This window comes from Pseudoalteromonas rubra (assembly GCF_005887095.1).
Taxonomy (GTDB): Bacteria; Pseudomonadota; Gammaproteobacteria; order Enterobacterales; family Alteromonadaceae; genus Pseudoalteromonas; species Pseudoalteromonas rubra_E.
Genome location: NZ_PNCI01000076.1, coordinates 23,539 through 39,448 on the forward strand (window position 1 = coordinate 23,539; position 15,910 = coordinate 39,448).

General features: G+C 48.5%; 14 protein-coding genes. All 14 read right to left on the reverse strand.

Going from position 1 to position 15,910, the window contains the following annotated elements:
• Positions 1-45: 45 nt before the first annotated feature.
• Positions 46-351 carry an H-NS family nucleoid-associated regulatory protein gene (locus CWB99_RS22410; RefSeq protein WP_138550080.1) on the reverse strand — a complete coding sequence of 102 codons (306 nt, stop codon included), beginning with the start codon at positions 349-351 and terminating at the stop codon, positions 46-48.
• Positions 352-551: 200 nt separating this feature from the next.
• Positions 552-3,629: a ligand-binding sensor domain-containing diguanylate cyclase gene (locus CWB99_RS22415; protein ID WP_138550081.1), complete on the reverse strand. Its 3,078-nt coding sequence runs from the start codon at positions 3,627-3,629 to the stop codon at positions 552-554.
• Positions 3,630-3,657: 28 nt separating this feature from the next.
• Entirely contained in the window at positions 3,658-4,143 is a 486-nt protein-coding gene (locus CWB99_RS22420) for a phosphatidylglycerophosphatase A family protein (protein ID WP_138550082.1), read from the reverse strand.
• 12 nt (positions 4,144-4,155) lie between these two features.
• Positions 4,156-5,115 carry a thiamine-phosphate kinase gene (gene thiL / locus CWB99_RS22425; RefSeq protein WP_138550083.1) on the reverse strand — a complete coding sequence of 320 codons (960 nt, stop codon included), beginning with the start codon at positions 5,113-5,115 and terminating at the stop codon, positions 4,156-4,158.
• Positions 5,116-5,159: 44 nt separating this feature from the next.
• On the reverse strand, positions 5,160-5,570 hold the full coding sequence (nusB, locus tag CWB99_RS22430; RefSeq protein ID WP_010382792.1) for a transcription antitermination factor NusB: 411 nt from the start codon (positions 5,568-5,570) through the stop codon (positions 5,160-5,162).
• Between the two features lie 11 nt (positions 5,571-5,581).
• A complete protein-coding gene (ribH, locus tag CWB99_RS22435; RefSeq protein ID WP_054015454.1) occupies positions 5,582-6,046 on the reverse strand; it encodes a 6,7-dimethyl-8-ribityllumazine synthase in 465 nt (154 codons plus the stop codon).
• Between the two features lie 116 nt (positions 6,047-6,162).
• Positions 6,163-7,275, reverse strand: coding sequence for a bifunctional 3,4-dihydroxy-2-butanone-4-phosphate synthase/GTP cyclohydrolase II (gene ribBA / locus CWB99_RS22440; RefSeq protein ID WP_138550084.1), 1,113 nt, complete (start codon positions 7,273-7,275; stop codon positions 6,163-6,165).
• Between the two features lie 33 nt (positions 7,276-7,308).
• Positions 7,309-7,965: a riboflavin synthase gene (locus CWB99_RS22445; protein WP_138550085.1), complete on the reverse strand. Its 657-nt coding sequence runs from the start codon at positions 7,963-7,965 to the stop codon at positions 7,309-7,311.
• Positions 7,966-7,971: 6 nt separating this feature from the next.
• Positions 7,972-9,087, reverse strand: a complete 1,116-nt coding sequence (gene ribD / locus CWB99_RS22450) for a bifunctional diaminohydroxyphosphoribosylaminopyrimidine deaminase/5-amino-6-(5-phosphoribosylamino)uracil reductase RibD (RefSeq protein ID WP_138550086.1) — start codon at positions 9,085-9,087, stop codon at positions 7,972-7,974.
• On the reverse strand, positions 9,084-9,536 hold the full coding sequence (nrdR, locus tag CWB99_RS22455) for a transcriptional regulator NrdR (RefSeq protein WP_125716105.1): 453 nt from the start codon (positions 9,534-9,536) through the stop codon (positions 9,084-9,086). The genes ribD and nrdR overlap by 4 nt, the downstream gene beginning before the upstream one ends.
• A gap of 166 nt (positions 9,537-9,702) precedes the next feature.
• On the reverse strand, positions 9,703-10,959 hold the full coding sequence (gene glyA, locus CWB99_RS22460) for a serine hydroxymethyltransferase (protein ID WP_138550087.1): 1,257 nt from the start codon (positions 10,957-10,959) through the stop codon (positions 9,703-9,705).
• A gap of 257 nt (positions 10,960-11,216) precedes the next feature.
• Entirely contained in the window at positions 11,217-12,503 is a 1,287-nt protein-coding gene (gene thrC / locus CWB99_RS22465; RefSeq protein ID WP_138550088.1) for a threonine synthase, read from the reverse strand.
• Between the two features lies 1 nt (position 12,504).
• A complete protein-coding gene (thrB, locus tag CWB99_RS22470; RefSeq protein WP_138550089.1) occupies positions 12,505-13,443 on the reverse strand; it encodes a homoserine kinase in 939 nt (312 codons plus the stop codon).
• An 8-nt stretch (positions 13,444-13,451) separates the two neighbouring features.
• On the reverse strand, positions 13,452-15,869 hold the full coding sequence (thrA, locus tag CWB99_RS22475) for a bifunctional aspartate kinase/homoserine dehydrogenase I (protein ID WP_138550090.1): 2,418 nt from the start codon (positions 15,867-15,869) through the stop codon (positions 13,452-13,454).
• Between the last annotated feature and the right edge of the window lie 41 nt (positions 15,870-15,910).

Genomic DNA, 15,910 nt, shown 5'->3' on the forward strand with positions numbered 1-15,910 from the left:
AGCCAGCCATTTTATATAATATGACTGGCTTACACAGTGCGGTAGTTAGATTTTGTAATCTTCTAAGTTAACACCAACAAATGCTTTTGGTGTTTTACCGCGACCTGTCCATTCAAATACTTCACCGTCTTTTTCAATACGGTATTTTGGACGTACTTTGCTGCGCTTATCAGTTGCTGTTTCGGAAGCAAAATCTTCTAAAGACAATCCTTTTTCTTTAATCAGTGCCAAAACTTCTTTTTTGGCTTCTTCCTGTTTTGCCTGCTCATCAATGGCGGCTTGGATAAGCTCCAGCGCTTTATTCAAATCACTGTAACTTGCAGTCTTAATAAAAGATCTTATTTCACGCATTGGATTACTCTCGTAGATTGTTGAATTTAGAATTTTATGAGTTAATTAAGCTCGGTATATAGAGAGTATATTATATTTATCTCTTTTCAAATTAAAAGTAGTTAAATTTATAATATCCATTGATAATTACTCAATATTAGCCACCATTTAAACTGAGTTCTCATCTCACCCCCCGTCATTGACCTCTACTGACACAGAGACTAACGCATCCAGACTTTCACCTCAGCCAGGCCATTGGACTGTAATAATTGCAACTGAGATTCAACATTTTGGCTTTGTTCAAATTCAAACGCATCCAGTTGTTCATCAAAAGTAATGGTGGCAGAACCATCCCCGCCGCGTTGTTTCACTTCGTGTAATGCGATATCAGCGAGGTTAACAGACGCTTCCCAGCCTATGACCTGCCCCCCAAGTAACGGCAGAGGATAAAAAGACCAGCCTACCGACACGCTCAGATTCAGAGATTTTCCGTTGGGCAACTTAAAATCAAACTGAGCAATCGCTTTACAAAGCTCGCTGACATACCGTTCTACTTCAGAACATTTAAAGTCCCTCAACAGCAGTAAGAACTCATCACCACTCCAGCGCGCGACATAATCTGATCCCTGAGTACGGGTATTAAGCAAAGTAGCCAGTTGCTGCAGGCAGCTGTCGCCACCGATGGGACCATAGGCATCATTGATTTTACTAAAACTATCAATATTGAGGATCATCAGTACCAGGCTCTTATCCTGCTGCCGCAAAGACTGCGCATTACGCTGATAGTGCTCAATATCCTTCGGGAGTTGGTCAAATAAGAAGCGACGGCTGCGCAGTCCTGTCAGTTCATCTGAGTGGCTGACCAATTTTAACTGAGTGTTGACCTGGTTGAGTTTATCATTGGCTTTTCTGAGCTCTGTCGTACGTTCAGCAACCAGGGCTTCCAGCGCAGCTTGCTTGCGTCGCTCCTGAGTACGAAATACCCAGAACACCAGATAGAACAAAAACATAAAGCCACAGGTGATGATTAAGCGGAAAAATACGGTTTCATCAAAACGCTGTGGTAATTGAAGGTTGAGCGACAAGTTATGTGCCTGCTGCCAGTCCTGGCCACGCCGCTTTACCTGCAGTAAGAAGGTAAAATCACCCGGCGGCAGGTTCGTGTAAATGGCTTCACGCCGGGATTGAGCATCGCGCCACTGAGCATCGTGGCCTTCCAGTTTGTAGCGAAACTCGATACTCTGCGGCGCGTAGAAATCAATGGCCGTATAGCGAATGGTCAGATCCCGTTCACTGGTGTCCAACTCAACTGGACCTTCCAGTCTGTCTGGTGTCAGGTTACGTGTTGCAGTGACAATACTCTCAAACTTAGGCGCCAGTTCCGCGGTGCTGAACAACTGAACTTTTTTAGGGATACGCACGATCCCCTGCAAGCTGGGATATAAAAGATAATCGTCCTGCTCCACCACGGCATCATGGCCCAATCCGGTACAGCACTGACTTGGCACGCCATCCAACTGTCGGTCAAATGGGTTTATCACCTGCTCAACTTGTAAGTTTTCCACCGCCTCACTGAACTGGGCGATAGGCATCCGGTACACCCCTTTCATGGTACTGACCCAAACCAGTTCCTGCGACTTGTCAAAGTGTAACGATAAGATCGGCCCGTAAGGCAATCCGTGGGATGCATCAAGCTGATGCCAGTCCCCATCCTGGCTGCGATAATACAGCCCATCATAAAAAGTACCGACCAGGGTTGCACTGCCTTCTACATGCAAAATACTGGTGACATAGGCAGATTCGAGCGATGTCTGTCCACCGATCTTTTCAATGCCCCGCTCATTGTATTTATAGGCTCCCTTGTCGGTGCCGATAAAGCCAAAACGCGGAAAGTCTACAACATAGGTAATAAACTGGCTGCCCAGAAACGCATTATAAGTAAAAGGCGTCAGGCCGCTATAGTCTAACCGATATAGACCTCGTCCGGTGCCCAGCCACAACCCGCCCTGATTGGAAGGTGTCAGGGTAAAGACCTGAGTCTGGCGAAACTCACGATTAGGAATAGCAAGCAGTTTGTCATCTTCATAAATGACTACGCCACGGCCAGTGCCGAGAAACAATCGCTCGCCGATGAACTCCATATCATGAATTTCTACCCCATTGAGCTGAGACGCGCTGATCACAGGTTCGTAATTATCATTGCTATCAAGTCGGCCGACTCCCTCTCTGGTGGCAATCCATACATTCCCTTGCAAGTCTTGTGTGATAGCTGAAATAGCCTGCTCCCGCTGTGTGCCGACAGCGAAACGCTCGACCCGCCCGGCATGCGCCAGCCAGAGACCTTCGTTAATGCTGGCCATCCACACATTACCGTCATCATCAATAAAAATGTCGGTAAACCAGATCCCCTGGTCCAATTGTGCCAGCTCAACATATTGCCATTGACCACCACTTTCTTTGTACAACAGCCGGCCATAGGTAGATACCCACATACCACCTTGCTGATCGCTTAAAAACTTATAGGTCGCATTATTACCTATCTCGTCGTAGCGCCTGAGCACTTCATCAAAGTCGAGAAAATACGCCCCCAACTGAGAAGCGAGAAAAAGCTTACCATCAATCCAAGACAAATCATGAATATTGGTTTGTGCCAGCTGACGTGGTAGTGATACCTTGCTGGATAACTCCAGTCGCATGTCATTGGAGCCCATAGACTGGGACTCACTGATCCGCAACAAATGGCGCTCGTTAACCAACCAAATGCCTTGCGGAGACGAGGTCATTTTTGTTACTGAGCCAACTATCTGACTTATATGGGTAAGGGAGAGCTTTTTATTATCTAGATTGTTTTGTGCAAGGGTCAGGCGTTTAGCTGATACATAATATAAGCCATTCGCCGCGACCCAGATATTACCATTGTGATCTTCAAGAATATCCCTGGCTTCACCCTGAACTTCAAAGCGCTCTGCACTAAGGGTTTGCGGATTTAATCGGGTTACCCCTCTACGGGTGCCAATCCACAGCATACCAAAACGGTCAACAAAGAGTTTATTAACCGCATTGCTATCCAGAAATTCACTATTTTGCGTTGTGTAATTACTAAACTGTAAGCCGTCAAATCGGCTTAGTCCAAACTGTGTACCAAGCCAGATATAGCCTTGCTGGTCCTGAACCACACTTTTGATGCTTTGCGATGGCAGGCCATTTTGCATACTCCACTGTTTAACAACATAATCATTAATTGCCGCACTCACACCTGTGGTGAATATGCATAGCAACAGTAGAAGTATAAATCGCATAGGCTCCCTCTTCGTACCCGTAATTAAATTAGCCGCCCAGGACACCTGTTTTAAACAAAGCTTGCAAACAAATCAATGAAAAAATCCCGGCAAGCAGGTCATCTGCCATTATTCCCAGGCCACCATGCAGCTTTCTATCCAGTATTCGAATTGGACCTGGCTTTGCAATATCAAAAAAGCGAAATAATAAAAAACCAACCAGCAGCGACTGCCAGCTAATTGCGGCCCCAATCATAGTGATATAAAACCCGGCGACTTCATCCCACACGATTGCTGGGTGATCATGTACGCCGACATCACGAGCAGTCTTGCCACAGATCCAAAACCCCGCCAGACTGAGCAAAACGGCTAAAGTGATCTGCATCCATAATGGCTGCCCCATTGTCAGCAGAATAAATGGCAGTGCTGCTAAAGTACCAAAAGTACCGGGGGCTTTAGGTACTAACCCTAAACCAAACCCCAGCGCTAGAAAATGATGTGGGCGTTTGAGGTTGAATGATAACGGCTTATTCAAACCTGCTCCTAATTAAAAGTGTTGATAACCGCTACGCGGTAATGGGCATTTTTCCCCCGCTTGCAGCAACTCTAGTTTGCCGACCGACGCGGTAACTTGACCGATGCATACAGGCTCGACACCATACTGACGAAGACGCGCCTCGACGGCGCCTTTATTGCTGTCATTCACGGTAAACAACAGTTCATAGTCATCGCCATACGCCAGCCCCAGTTCATGACGTAAAGATACAGGCTCTAATTGCTGCAGAGTAGGTGACATTGGTACATCTTCAATGTTGACCAAAGCGCCCACACCTGACTTATTCAAGATGTGCTGCAAATCAGCCAGTAAGCCATCCGAAATATCGATGCAGGCAGTTGCCATACCTCGTAACACTTGCCCAGCCGCCACTCTCGGAGTTGGAAAGTGTAATTTTTCTTCGAGCCGCTTTAACTGAGTAGCTTCTATCGGTAACTGACGCTTACGGGCTTCAATTGCCAAAGCCGCATCACCCAGCTCTCCGGTGACATAAATCCAGTCACCCACTTTGGCGCCAGAACGCGTCAGTGCTTTGTCATTGGGGATGATCCCTTTGGCACAGATGGTGATGGTCAGCGGGCCCTGAGTTGTATCCCCACCTATCAGCTGAACATTGTAATATTCTGCAATTTCATGCATACCTTCGGTAAACGCTTCCAGCCAATCCATATCGACCTCAGGCAGAGTTAACCCAATGGAGATCCACGTTGGCTCTGCGCCCATAGCGGCAAGATCGCTGAGATTAACGGCCAAGGCACGATGACCTAATGCTCTGGGTGGAATGTCTTCGAAAAAGTGTACACCGGCAACCAGGGTGTCTGTGGTAATGGCAAGTTGGTGCTTGTCAGGAACCGTCACTATGGCACAATCATCACCAATGCCAACCTTTACATCACGACGCGCAATGCCACGCCCCTTGAAGTAATGATTGATTAACTCAAATTCCTTCATACATTAAAAAAGCCGGCCCATGCCGGCTCTCCTCACGGTCTCGATTACTTGCGGATTATCTTAACCGCTTTGTCCAGTACGCCGTTGACAAATTTGTGACTGTCTTCAGCACCAAACATTTTCGCCAGCTCAATCCCTTCGTTAATGGCGACTTTGTAAGGGACGTCTTCGCGGAATTTTAACTCGTAAATGCTGACGCGTAATACAGCTTTTTCAACCATATCCAGGTCATCAAATGGACGAGACAAATGCGGAGTCATCAACTCATCTAGCTGTTTGCAGTTCACTGCAACGCCACGCGCCAGATCTTTGAAATACTCTACATCAACCTTTGAAACGTCGTTTTCGATCAGCATTTGCTGCTCGATATCAGCAATGGGGTTGCCACTTAGCTGCCAAGAATATACTGCCTGAAGGGCAAGGACACGCGCCTTACGTCTAGCTGCTGGTTTCACTGAGATTCCTCTTAAATTTGCTCTAGCACGTTCACCATTTCTAGTGCACCAAGTGCAGCTTCGCCACCCTTGTTACCCATTTTGGTTCCCGCGCGCTCGATGGCCTGCTCAATACTCTCCGTGGTTAACACACCAAAAGCAACCGGGATATCGTAGTCCATAGACACGCTCGCCAGGCCTTTGTTTGACTCATTTGCAACCAGGTCGAAATGAGGTGTACCGCCACGAATGATGACACCTAATGCAATGATGGCATCGTGTTCTTTTTTCATTGCAACACGCTTAGCCGCTAAAGGTAATTCTACTGCACCCGGTACATACACGACAGTGATGTCCTCGTCCTTTACGCCACCTGTGCGTTTTAACTCATCAACTGCGCCTTCTAACAGGCTGCTACCAATAAAGTCGTTAAAACGAGAGATGACAATGGCAAATTTCTTGCCCGGTGCGTATTTATTACCTTCGATGATTTTCATTAGATGATTCCTAATCTAGTATAAGCAATTGCCAAATTGAGGCGCATAATAGCATAGAAAAAGACGAAACGCCTACAGGGAAATCCCCGTCAGGCGCTCGTTATGCTATGAGTAAATTATTGAGGTTCGACGTAATCGACAACTTCCAGGTGGAAGCCAGACAGGGCATGGTATTTTTTCGGCAAGCTCATCAGGCGCATTTTGCTGATCCCCAGATCGGCAAGAATTTGCGAGCCCACACCTACAGTTCTGGATGTCCCCTGAAACTTACGGTAGTTAGGCTTCTCACCGGCATCTTCTGCCGCAAACGCCTTCACCAATTGTTCCAGGTCTTCTGTTTTCTCTTGTTTGCCCAGAATAACCAGGACACCATTGTTGTCGGCAATGTATTTCATTGCGCCATGCAAGGTCCAGCTGCGATCTGCACTGCGGTCGGATAACAAGGTATCATTGAACGTACTTTGCAGGTGAACTCGCACTAAAGTTGCATCATCAGCACTCACTTCACCTTTTACTAACGCATAGTGCAACTGGTTATCTATGGTGTCTTTATATGTCACCAAATTAAACTCACCGTATTCGGTAGGCAGCTTACATTCTGCGACTTTTTCAATCGTCGTTTCATTGAGGTTACGATATTCAATTAAATCGGCGATGGTGCCAATTTTGATGTCGTGCTCTTTAGCAAACACTTCCAGCTCGGGGCGTCTGGCCATTGTGCCATCCGGGTTAAGGATCTCAACAATCACTGAAGATGCTTCAAGACCCGCCAGGCGCGCTAAGTCACAACCCGCTTCCGTATGGCCAGCACGGGTTAACACGCCACCTGGCTGTGCCATGATCGGGAAAATATGGCCTGGCTGCACTATGTCTTCTGGTACCGCACCTTTAGCAACAGCCGCCTGCACTGTACGGGCGCGATCTGCTGCCGAGATACCTGTGGTCACGCCTTTAGCGGCCTCAATCGACATAGTGAAATTGGTTGAGAACTGGGCGCCGTTATTTTTAACCATCAGGGGCAAGTCTAACTGCTGACAGCGCTCTTGCGTCATCGTCAAACAGATCAGGCCACGGCCATAGGTCGCCATAAAATTAATTGCTTCTGGCGTGATATGCTCTGCCGCAATGATCAGATCGCCTTCATTTTCCCGGTCTTCATCGTCCATCAGAATCACCATTCTACCGGCTTTAATGTCATCGATGATTTCTTGTGCGCTGTTTAAGCTCATAATCTTCCCGTTAGTAAGTGCGTTATTGGCAAGTTATTTAATAAAGCCAGCTTTGGCCAACAAGCTGGTTGTGAGAGTTGATTGCTCCGTATCGGCCGGTACACCTTGGACCAGCCTTTCGAGATAGCGCGCTATCTGGTCTACTTCCAGGTTGAGTAATGTCCCCACCTTAAAGTCAGCGATGGTGGTCTCTTGTGCTGTGTGTGGCACTATTGTCAGTTTGAATTTGTCTTCATCCAACTCATTGACTGTCAGACTGATCCCATCAATCGCCACTGAGCCTTTGTACGGAATGTATTTCATTAATTGCGCTGGCGCTTTGAGCCAGTATTCTGTAGCACGCGCATTCGGCTTAACGGCCACCACTTCTGCAATGCCATCAACGTGGCCGGATACTAAGTGGCCACCAAGCCGTGAGATCGGTTGCAAGGCTTTTTCCAGATTAACGAGCTGGCCAACCCGGTACTCACCAAAGCGAGTCAACTTGAGCGTTTCATTTGACACATCGGCACGAAAACCGTCAGCGAATTTTTCAACAACGGTCAGGCACACACCATTGGTGGCGATGCTGTCGCCAAGCTGCACATCATCCATATTCAAGGTGGTACTGGTAACCCGTACACTCAGGTCTCCCTGCTTAAGGGTCAGCTCTGTTAATGTGCCTGTTGCTTCAATGATGCCTGTAAACATAATGCCTTACTTACCTTTTTTATGTGCCGTAATGCGGATATCCGTACCTATCGGTGTCATCTCTGTGAGCGTTAACTCTGTGACCTGGCTCATTGCCTGTAAAGGTGCACTGTTAAACAAGTCTTTGCCGTCTGTACCGATAATTTTAGGTGCCAGATAAATCAAATATTCATCAATCAGACCCTGCTGATGCATGGCCCCCGCTAAGGTCGCGCCGCCCTCGAGCCAGACCTGATTAATGTTTCGCTCGGCCAGAAACGCCAGCGCCGCGTGCAGGTCAATTTTACCAGCACAGGTCTTAATCTTAATTTGCTCTACGAAATGTGGCCAGTTGTGCTGATTATCAAGGTCTGAGCGTAAAATAACGACTGGCGCAGCTATTTTAAACAGGGCTAGCTCCGGGTGAAGACGGTTTTGTGAATCAATAATCACCCGAACCGGCTGCCGCCATTGCTCAACGGGTCGCTCGATATCGGTCAGCTCTTCAGCGCGAACATTGAGCCGAGCATCATCCACCAGTACCGTATCTGCGCCCGTCAAAATTGCGCAACTTTGCGCCCGCCCCAGCTGCACATCGCGCCGCGCAGCAGGTCCTGTGATCCATTTGCTCTCGCCATTACCCAGTGCCGTTTTGCCATCCAGACTCGCAGCCAGCTTACAGATAACATACGGCAGGCCGTGTTCCATCCGCTTTAGGAAACCTTTGTTGAGTGCCCGCGCCTGTTGTTCAAGCAGTCCCGAAGCTGTTTCTATCCCTGCGTCATTGAGCATCGCAAGTCCTCGTCCCGCAACTTCTGGGTTGGGGTCGACCATCGCAGCAATGACTTTACTGACGCCTGCTTCGATAAGGCCTTTTGCACATGGTGGTGTACGGCCATAGTGACTGCAGGGTTCAAGTGTTACGTAGGCCGTCGCGCCCTGAGCCTGCTCGGCAGCCTCTCGCAGAGCATGCACTTCCGCATGTGGCTCACCAGCGCGTAAGTGAAACCCTTCACCGACAATTTCACCGTTGTTGACTATCACACAGCCGACATTGGGATTAGGCGTAGTCGTAAAACGGCCCTGTTCAGCCAGCTCAATAGCGCGTGCCATAAAAGTACGATCGGCTTGTGTAAAACTCATTCGTCCCCCAGCCGGGCTATTTCTTCGCCAAATTCTTTCACATCTTCAAAGCAACGATACACCGACGCGAAACGTACGTAGGCCACTTTATCGAGTTTTTTGAGCGCTTCCATAATACATTCACCTACCAGTTGACTGGACACTTCTCGCTCACCGGTAGCACGCAATTGAGATTTAATTTGATGAACCACTTCTTCTATCTGCTCAGTGCTCACAGGGCGCTTTTCAAGCGCTCGATGCAAACCATTTTGCAGTTTATCTTCATTAAATGGTTCTCTGGAGCCATCTTGTTTGATCACTCTGGGCATCACCAATTCGGCCCCTTCAAACGTGGTAAAACGCTCGTGACATAAAATACACTCACGTCGCCTGCGTACCTGGTGACCCGAGCCAACTAACCGTGAATCTATCACTTTGGTTTCTTTTGCCGTACAAAAAGGACAGTGCATAAACACTCGCTATGAAAAACTGACAAACGCCCCATCCCCGTTGGTTAAGGTTGCAACAGGGTTTGGGTTAATTGTTGCCAGTATATCAAGATAGTGGCCATTGATGCACATAAAAAAAGGCTGCCCAGATGGCAGCCCTCTTGTGTAGAACGTCGCGCGCTATCGCTTACGCGTATACAGGCAACTTAGCGCAGATCGCTTTTACTTTTTCTTTCACCTGTGCCTGAACTGCTTCGTCTTCGATGTTGTCCAGTACATCACAGATCCAGCCAGCCAGCTCACCCGCTTCCGCTTCTTTAAAGCCACGACGTGTGATAGCCGGTGAACCAATACGCAGACCAGACGTCACAAACGGAGAACGTGGATCGTTTGGTACAGAGTTTTTGTTCACTGTGATATTCGCACGGCCAAGCGCCGCATCCGCATCTTTACCTGTGATGTCTTTGTCGATCAGATCGAGCAGGAACAAGTGGTTGTCCGTCTTACCTGAAACAACTTTGTAGCCACGCTCCTGAAGTACAGCAACCATGGCCTGTGCATTTTTTACCACTTGTGTCTGGTATGCTTTGAAGTCATCCTGCAAAGCTTCTTTAAATGCAACAGCTTTGGCTGCAATCACGTGACACAGTGGGCCACCCTGACCGCCCGGGAATACTGCGCTGTTCAGCTTTTTATAGATGTCTGCATCACCACATGCTGACAGGATCAAACCACCACGAGGGCCTGCCAGTGTTTTGTGTGTCGTTGTTGTAACCACATGCGCATGTTGGATTGGGCTTGGGTAAATACCCGCCGCAACCAGACCCGCAACGTGTGCCATATCAACCAGCAGGTAAGCACCCACTTTGTCTGCAATTTCACGGAATTTAGCCCAGTCAACAATACCTGAGTAGGCAGAGAAACCACCGATGATCATTTTCGGCTTGTGCTCCAGCGCCAACGCTTCAACCTGTGCGTAGTCGATTTCGCCAGTCTCTTCGTTCAGGCCATACTGAACCGCATTGTATGTTTTACCAGAGAAGTTCACGTGTGAACCATGTGTCAGGTGACCACCATGTGCCAGACTCATACCCAGCACGGTATCATGCGGCTGAAGCAGCGCCTGAAATACCGCAGCATTTGCCTGAGAGCCCGCGTGCGGCTGAACGTTTGCATAATCACAGCCGAACAGTTCACATGCACGGTCAATCGCCAGTTGCTCAACCACATCAACGTGTTCACAGCCACCGTAATAACGCTTACCCGGATAACCTTCAGCATATTTGTTTGTTAACTGCGACCCCTGAGCCTCTAGTACGCGTGGGCTACAGTAGTTTTCAGACGCGATAAGCTCAATGTGCTCTTCCTGACGGGTCGTTTCCGACTGGATCGCTTGAAATAGTTCAGGGTCAAAATCTGCAATATTCATGTTACGTTCTAACATGGTGTCTCCTAGGTACACGTAAGATTGGTTTTTGAAGGCTTGATTGTACGCAAATTGCGGCCATTTGCCTATGAATTCGGCGTGAGCCTATTTAATCAAGGATTGAATTTATTTCACAGTGTTTAGGGGATGATATTTTTTTATTTAAACATTTATATTTTTTATTAAAAACCAAACATACATTTTAAATTGAAATCTATAAAAGTTCCCCTTTTAGTGGCTAGACCGGCTCACCAAATAGGGGAACTGAGTATAAGTTAACGCATGAGGCGTGCCAGCACAGCATCCTTTAGAGCGCTATAGTCAGCCTGCAAAAGCTCTGCAAGGCAGGGTTTCTCAAGGGCGCTTGCCAGTGCCTCTGGTATTTCAATTGCCTGACCCAGCACAGCTTCCACCGTCTCCCGAAATTTCGCGGGGTGCGCTGTCGCCAGAAAAATCCCCGTCTCATCAGGCTGACCATCAAGAGTGAGCCCTTCATAAGCAATGGCAGTATGAGGTTCCGTCACATACCCGGCTTCAGCAACCTGACGCATCACTTCTTGCGTTCTCTCTTCTGACACTGAACGTGAATAAAACTCATCTTTAGGAAAGTGCCCATGATCTAACATCGATTCTACACGAGGCCAATTATTAGGTTTACTCACATCCATGGCGTTGGAGATAGATTCTAAAGTGGCGTTAGGCTGCCAATGACCAGACGCAATATATCGGGGTACAGTATCATTTTGATTGGTCGTTGCGCTCAGCCGCTTGACTGGCAAACCCACTGCAGCGGCTATCATTGCAGCACACACGTTGCCGAAATTTCCGCTCGGCACAGAAATGTGCACTTTGTCTCGCTGGGACGGTGCAAGCTGAGCAAATGCTTCAAAGTAGTAGCAAACCTGCGCCAGCAAACGGCTAATATTGATCGAATTAGCTGAGTTCAGTCCCAAAGTTTGCTTGAGCTCGTCATCCAGAAAAGCTTGCTTTACCAATGCCTGACAATCATCAAAGCTGCCTTCTACAGCATAACAATGAATGTTTTCACCCAACGTAGTGAACAGCTTTTGCTGTGCCAGAGAAATTTTACCCTGAGGATAGAGGATCACCACGTCGACATTGGGCATTTGATAAAAAGCGTGGGCCACCGCTGCACCGGTATCGCCGCTGGTTGCAGTCAAAATTGTCACCCGCTCACCCTGACTGAAGGCGCCAATGCACTGTGCCATAAACCGGCCACCAAAGTCTTTAAACGCCAACGTCGGACCGTGAAAGAGCTCCAGGCAATATTTATTTTCTTCAACTTGTACTAAGCGAGCAGGAAAATCAAATGCCTGCTCACACATGCTTTGCAATGAGTCCAGCGGTAATTCATCCCCTATCAGATGCTTCAGCAGAGCCGCACTGCGTTGTGCAAACGGCTGCGCCAGCAAGCCATCGATGTTATCCAGTGGCGTCAGTTCAGTGGGGAAGAATACCCCCTGATTTCGACCCAGACCCGTTTTAACCGCTTCGATAAAGGATACTATCTGAGTATCGTCTTTTAAGTTAACCAGTTTCATCCTACTCTCCTTCCTTTATTTCTCTTGTACCTTGTGGGTCTATTCGGCAAATATGGCTGAAGCCATGTTCATTCAGATAATACTGTTGCAACCATAACTGACAGCGTTGCGCATCCTGTTCGTTTGCGCACAAAGCGAACAAGGTAGGCCCTGCACCAGAAATGCTCACAGTGAGCGCGCCAAGCTCGGGCAAACTCAACTTCGCGTCGGCATACCCTTTAATTAAAGGTGCCCGATGAGGCTCAGCTATCTCATCGCGCATCAAAGCGAGCGCGGCATCAAACCTGTGCTGCGCCATCAGTAAAGTAAAGGTACTCAAACGCTGGGCAAACTCCACCGCATCGTGAGTGGCCAGTTGCGGCGGTAAAACGGCTCTGGCCTCAGCAGTATTCAAAGCAAATCCAGGGTAAGCCACCACCAATCGCCAGCTGTCATCAACAGGCAAACTCAGAGCTCTGTCTGGTACCAGTTCAGCAGTTAACTGCAATCCACCCAGATAACAGGGAGTGATATTGTCGTAATGACGCGCACCACTGACCTTACCCTCAAAATCAGCCATCAACTCAATCATCTGCGTTTGAGACAAACGGGTCTGTGCAAACGCATCCAGAGCTGCAAATGTCGCTACCACAGAGCAGGCACTGGACCCCAGCCCGGACCCTATGGGTAAGCGCTTTTCTAATGTCAGCTTAACGCTGGGCATATCTGCAGCGACATGCGCTCTAAAGTGCACCAGGCACTGATAAGCCAGATTTTCCTCAGCTCCCGACGGGAGCTTAGCCGCGTAGGGCCCGACACATTCAAAACAGTCTTGTTCAGCAGCTTCTGCGCTAACCACATCTCCCAGTAAAGTCCCATCAAGTGGCGCAATCGCGGCACCTAAAGAATCAAAACCGACGCAAAAGTTACCAATAGATGCCGGTGCAAAAAATCGTTTCATAACCCCTCCTAGCGCGTCAAAGTTTTTAAGATATCGGCAAATACGCCTGCCGCAGTGACTTCAGCCCCGGCACCATAACCCCGGATCACAAAAGGTTTTGGCTGATAATACTGACTCAATATTGCAAGGGCGTTTTCGCCATCACGAATGTCTGACAAAGCGTGCGCTTGATCGACCGCCTCAATGCCAACCCGACAACGACCGCCCTCAATCGTGCCGACATAACGCAGCACTTTCCCTTCACTGGCAGCACTGTCAATACGATCCGCAAATGCTCTATCCAACTCATGCAGCCTGGTCATAAACTCATCGACCGAGCTACCTGCTGCAAAGTCGACGGGCACCACGGGCTCGACTTCGATATCTGACAACTCCAGCGCCAATCCGGACTCACGGGCAATAATAAGCAGCTTACGCGCCACGTCCGTACCTGACAGGTCATCTCGCGGGTCCGGCTCAGTAAAACCGCTTTGTTTTGCTTTGGCGGTGGCTTCGGACAGACTCAGGCCGTCCTCCAGTTCACCGAAAATGTAGGACAGAGAACCCGACAGAATGCCACTGAAAGACAGCAACTCATCGCCTGCGCCGAAGAGTAGTTGCAGATTGTCCAGTACCGGCAAACCGGCCCCCACATTCGTTTCATATAAAAAGCGTCGGCCCTTCTGCTGTGCCACCTGCTGCAATGCCTGATAGTAACTGTAGTCACTGGTGTTGGCTTTTTTGTTCGCCGCCACAACATGGAACCCGGCCGCCAAAAAATCGTGATACTGGTCGGCCAATTGCTGAGACGAACTACAATCTACTATTACAGGGTTGATCAAATGATTACGACGCACAAACGCTTCCAGATTGGCCAGCTCAAAGCCTTGCTCTGCACCCGCCAGTGCTTGTTGCCAACTATCAAATGGAACGCCCTGCTCATTCAAATAACAGTGCTTTGAATTGGCCACGCCATAAAGATTCAGTTTAATGTTGCGCTCTGCAAGCCAGGTTTGCTGGCGTTGCAGTTGTGCAATGAGTTCAGTGCCTACCAGGCCGCAGCCCAGTAAAAACACATCAATGGACGGAACATGAGTAAAGAAGTTTTCATGGCATACTTTAACCGCATCCTGACACAACTCCCCCTGGATAACGGCTGAAATAGCACTTTCAGTTGAGTCCTGAGCAATCGCTACAATATTCACCTGGGCCTGTGCCAGTGAGGCAAAAAACTTTGCAGCCAACCCTTTGTGTGACTTCATGTTATCGCCCACCAGGGTGACAATCGCCAACGAGCGGCGTACTTCTATTGGCTCAATCAGTTGCGCCTGCATCTCCAGTTCAAAGGCACTTTGTAGCGCCTGCAATGCTAACGATAGATCTTGCTCATGAACACAAAAGCTGATGCTAAATTCACAGGAAGATTGAGTGATCAATACAATTGAGACATTGTCTTTGGCCAGTGCCGAAAATACCCTGGCTGCCATCCCCACCTTACCTTTCATGCCCGGGCCAGAGACCGTCAACATAGCCAGTTTATCTAAGCTGGATAACGCTTTAACGGGTTCATCGCCGCCACCTTGTGCCGCTATCACTGAGCCTGGTAACTCGGGGGCATGGGTATTTTTAATCTCACAAGGTACGCCTGCCTTAGCACAAGGTAAGATCGTTTTCGGGTGCAAAACTTTGGCGCCAAAATACGACAATTCCATGGCTTCTTTGTATGATAAGCGATTTACTTTTGTGGCTTTTTTAATCAGCCGAGGATCTGCACTATAGACCCCATCTACATCAGTCCAGATTTGGCAGACGCGAGCCTGAATACAGGCAGCTGCAATGGCAGCAGAATAGTCTGAGCCGTTGCGCCCCAATGTCGTTAACTCGCCTGCACCATTGCTGCCTGTAAAACCGGGCATAATATAGAAGTTTGCAGAGTGCGCTTTGAGCTGCGCCACAAAACACGCGCGGCTATCGTCCAGCAAGGCTTCAGCATCCAGGTAGGCTTCATTGGTTACAATGCAATCTGTTGCCTCAAGATAACAGGCTTTGTCCGTACCAAGCATAGCCACCATCAAAGCAACACTCACCCGCTCACCAAAGCTAATCACATAAGCTTCTATCGCATCAGGGCATTGCTTGAGCAATTTAATACCAGCCAGTTTGTCGGCCAGCGCAGCAAAATCAGGCCACTGATTCACCTGATTAAACTCAGCCTCGACCTGCGCTTTCAGTCCATCCAGACGCTCTGTCAGGGCGAGCCATTGTGCTTCGTAATCTTGCCCCTGACGCGCCAAGTCACATAGCTCAACCAACTTGTCAGTAACCCCACCTGGTGCAGATAAAACGACTAACGCCTCATTTTTACCCTGAGTCAGGATCAGCTCCCGTACTCGTTGCAGACAGGCGTAATCGGCCAGCGATGACCCTCCGAACTTCAATACTTGCATGTTAATTTTCCTCATTCCAAAAACAAAAAAGGCCTGTGCTC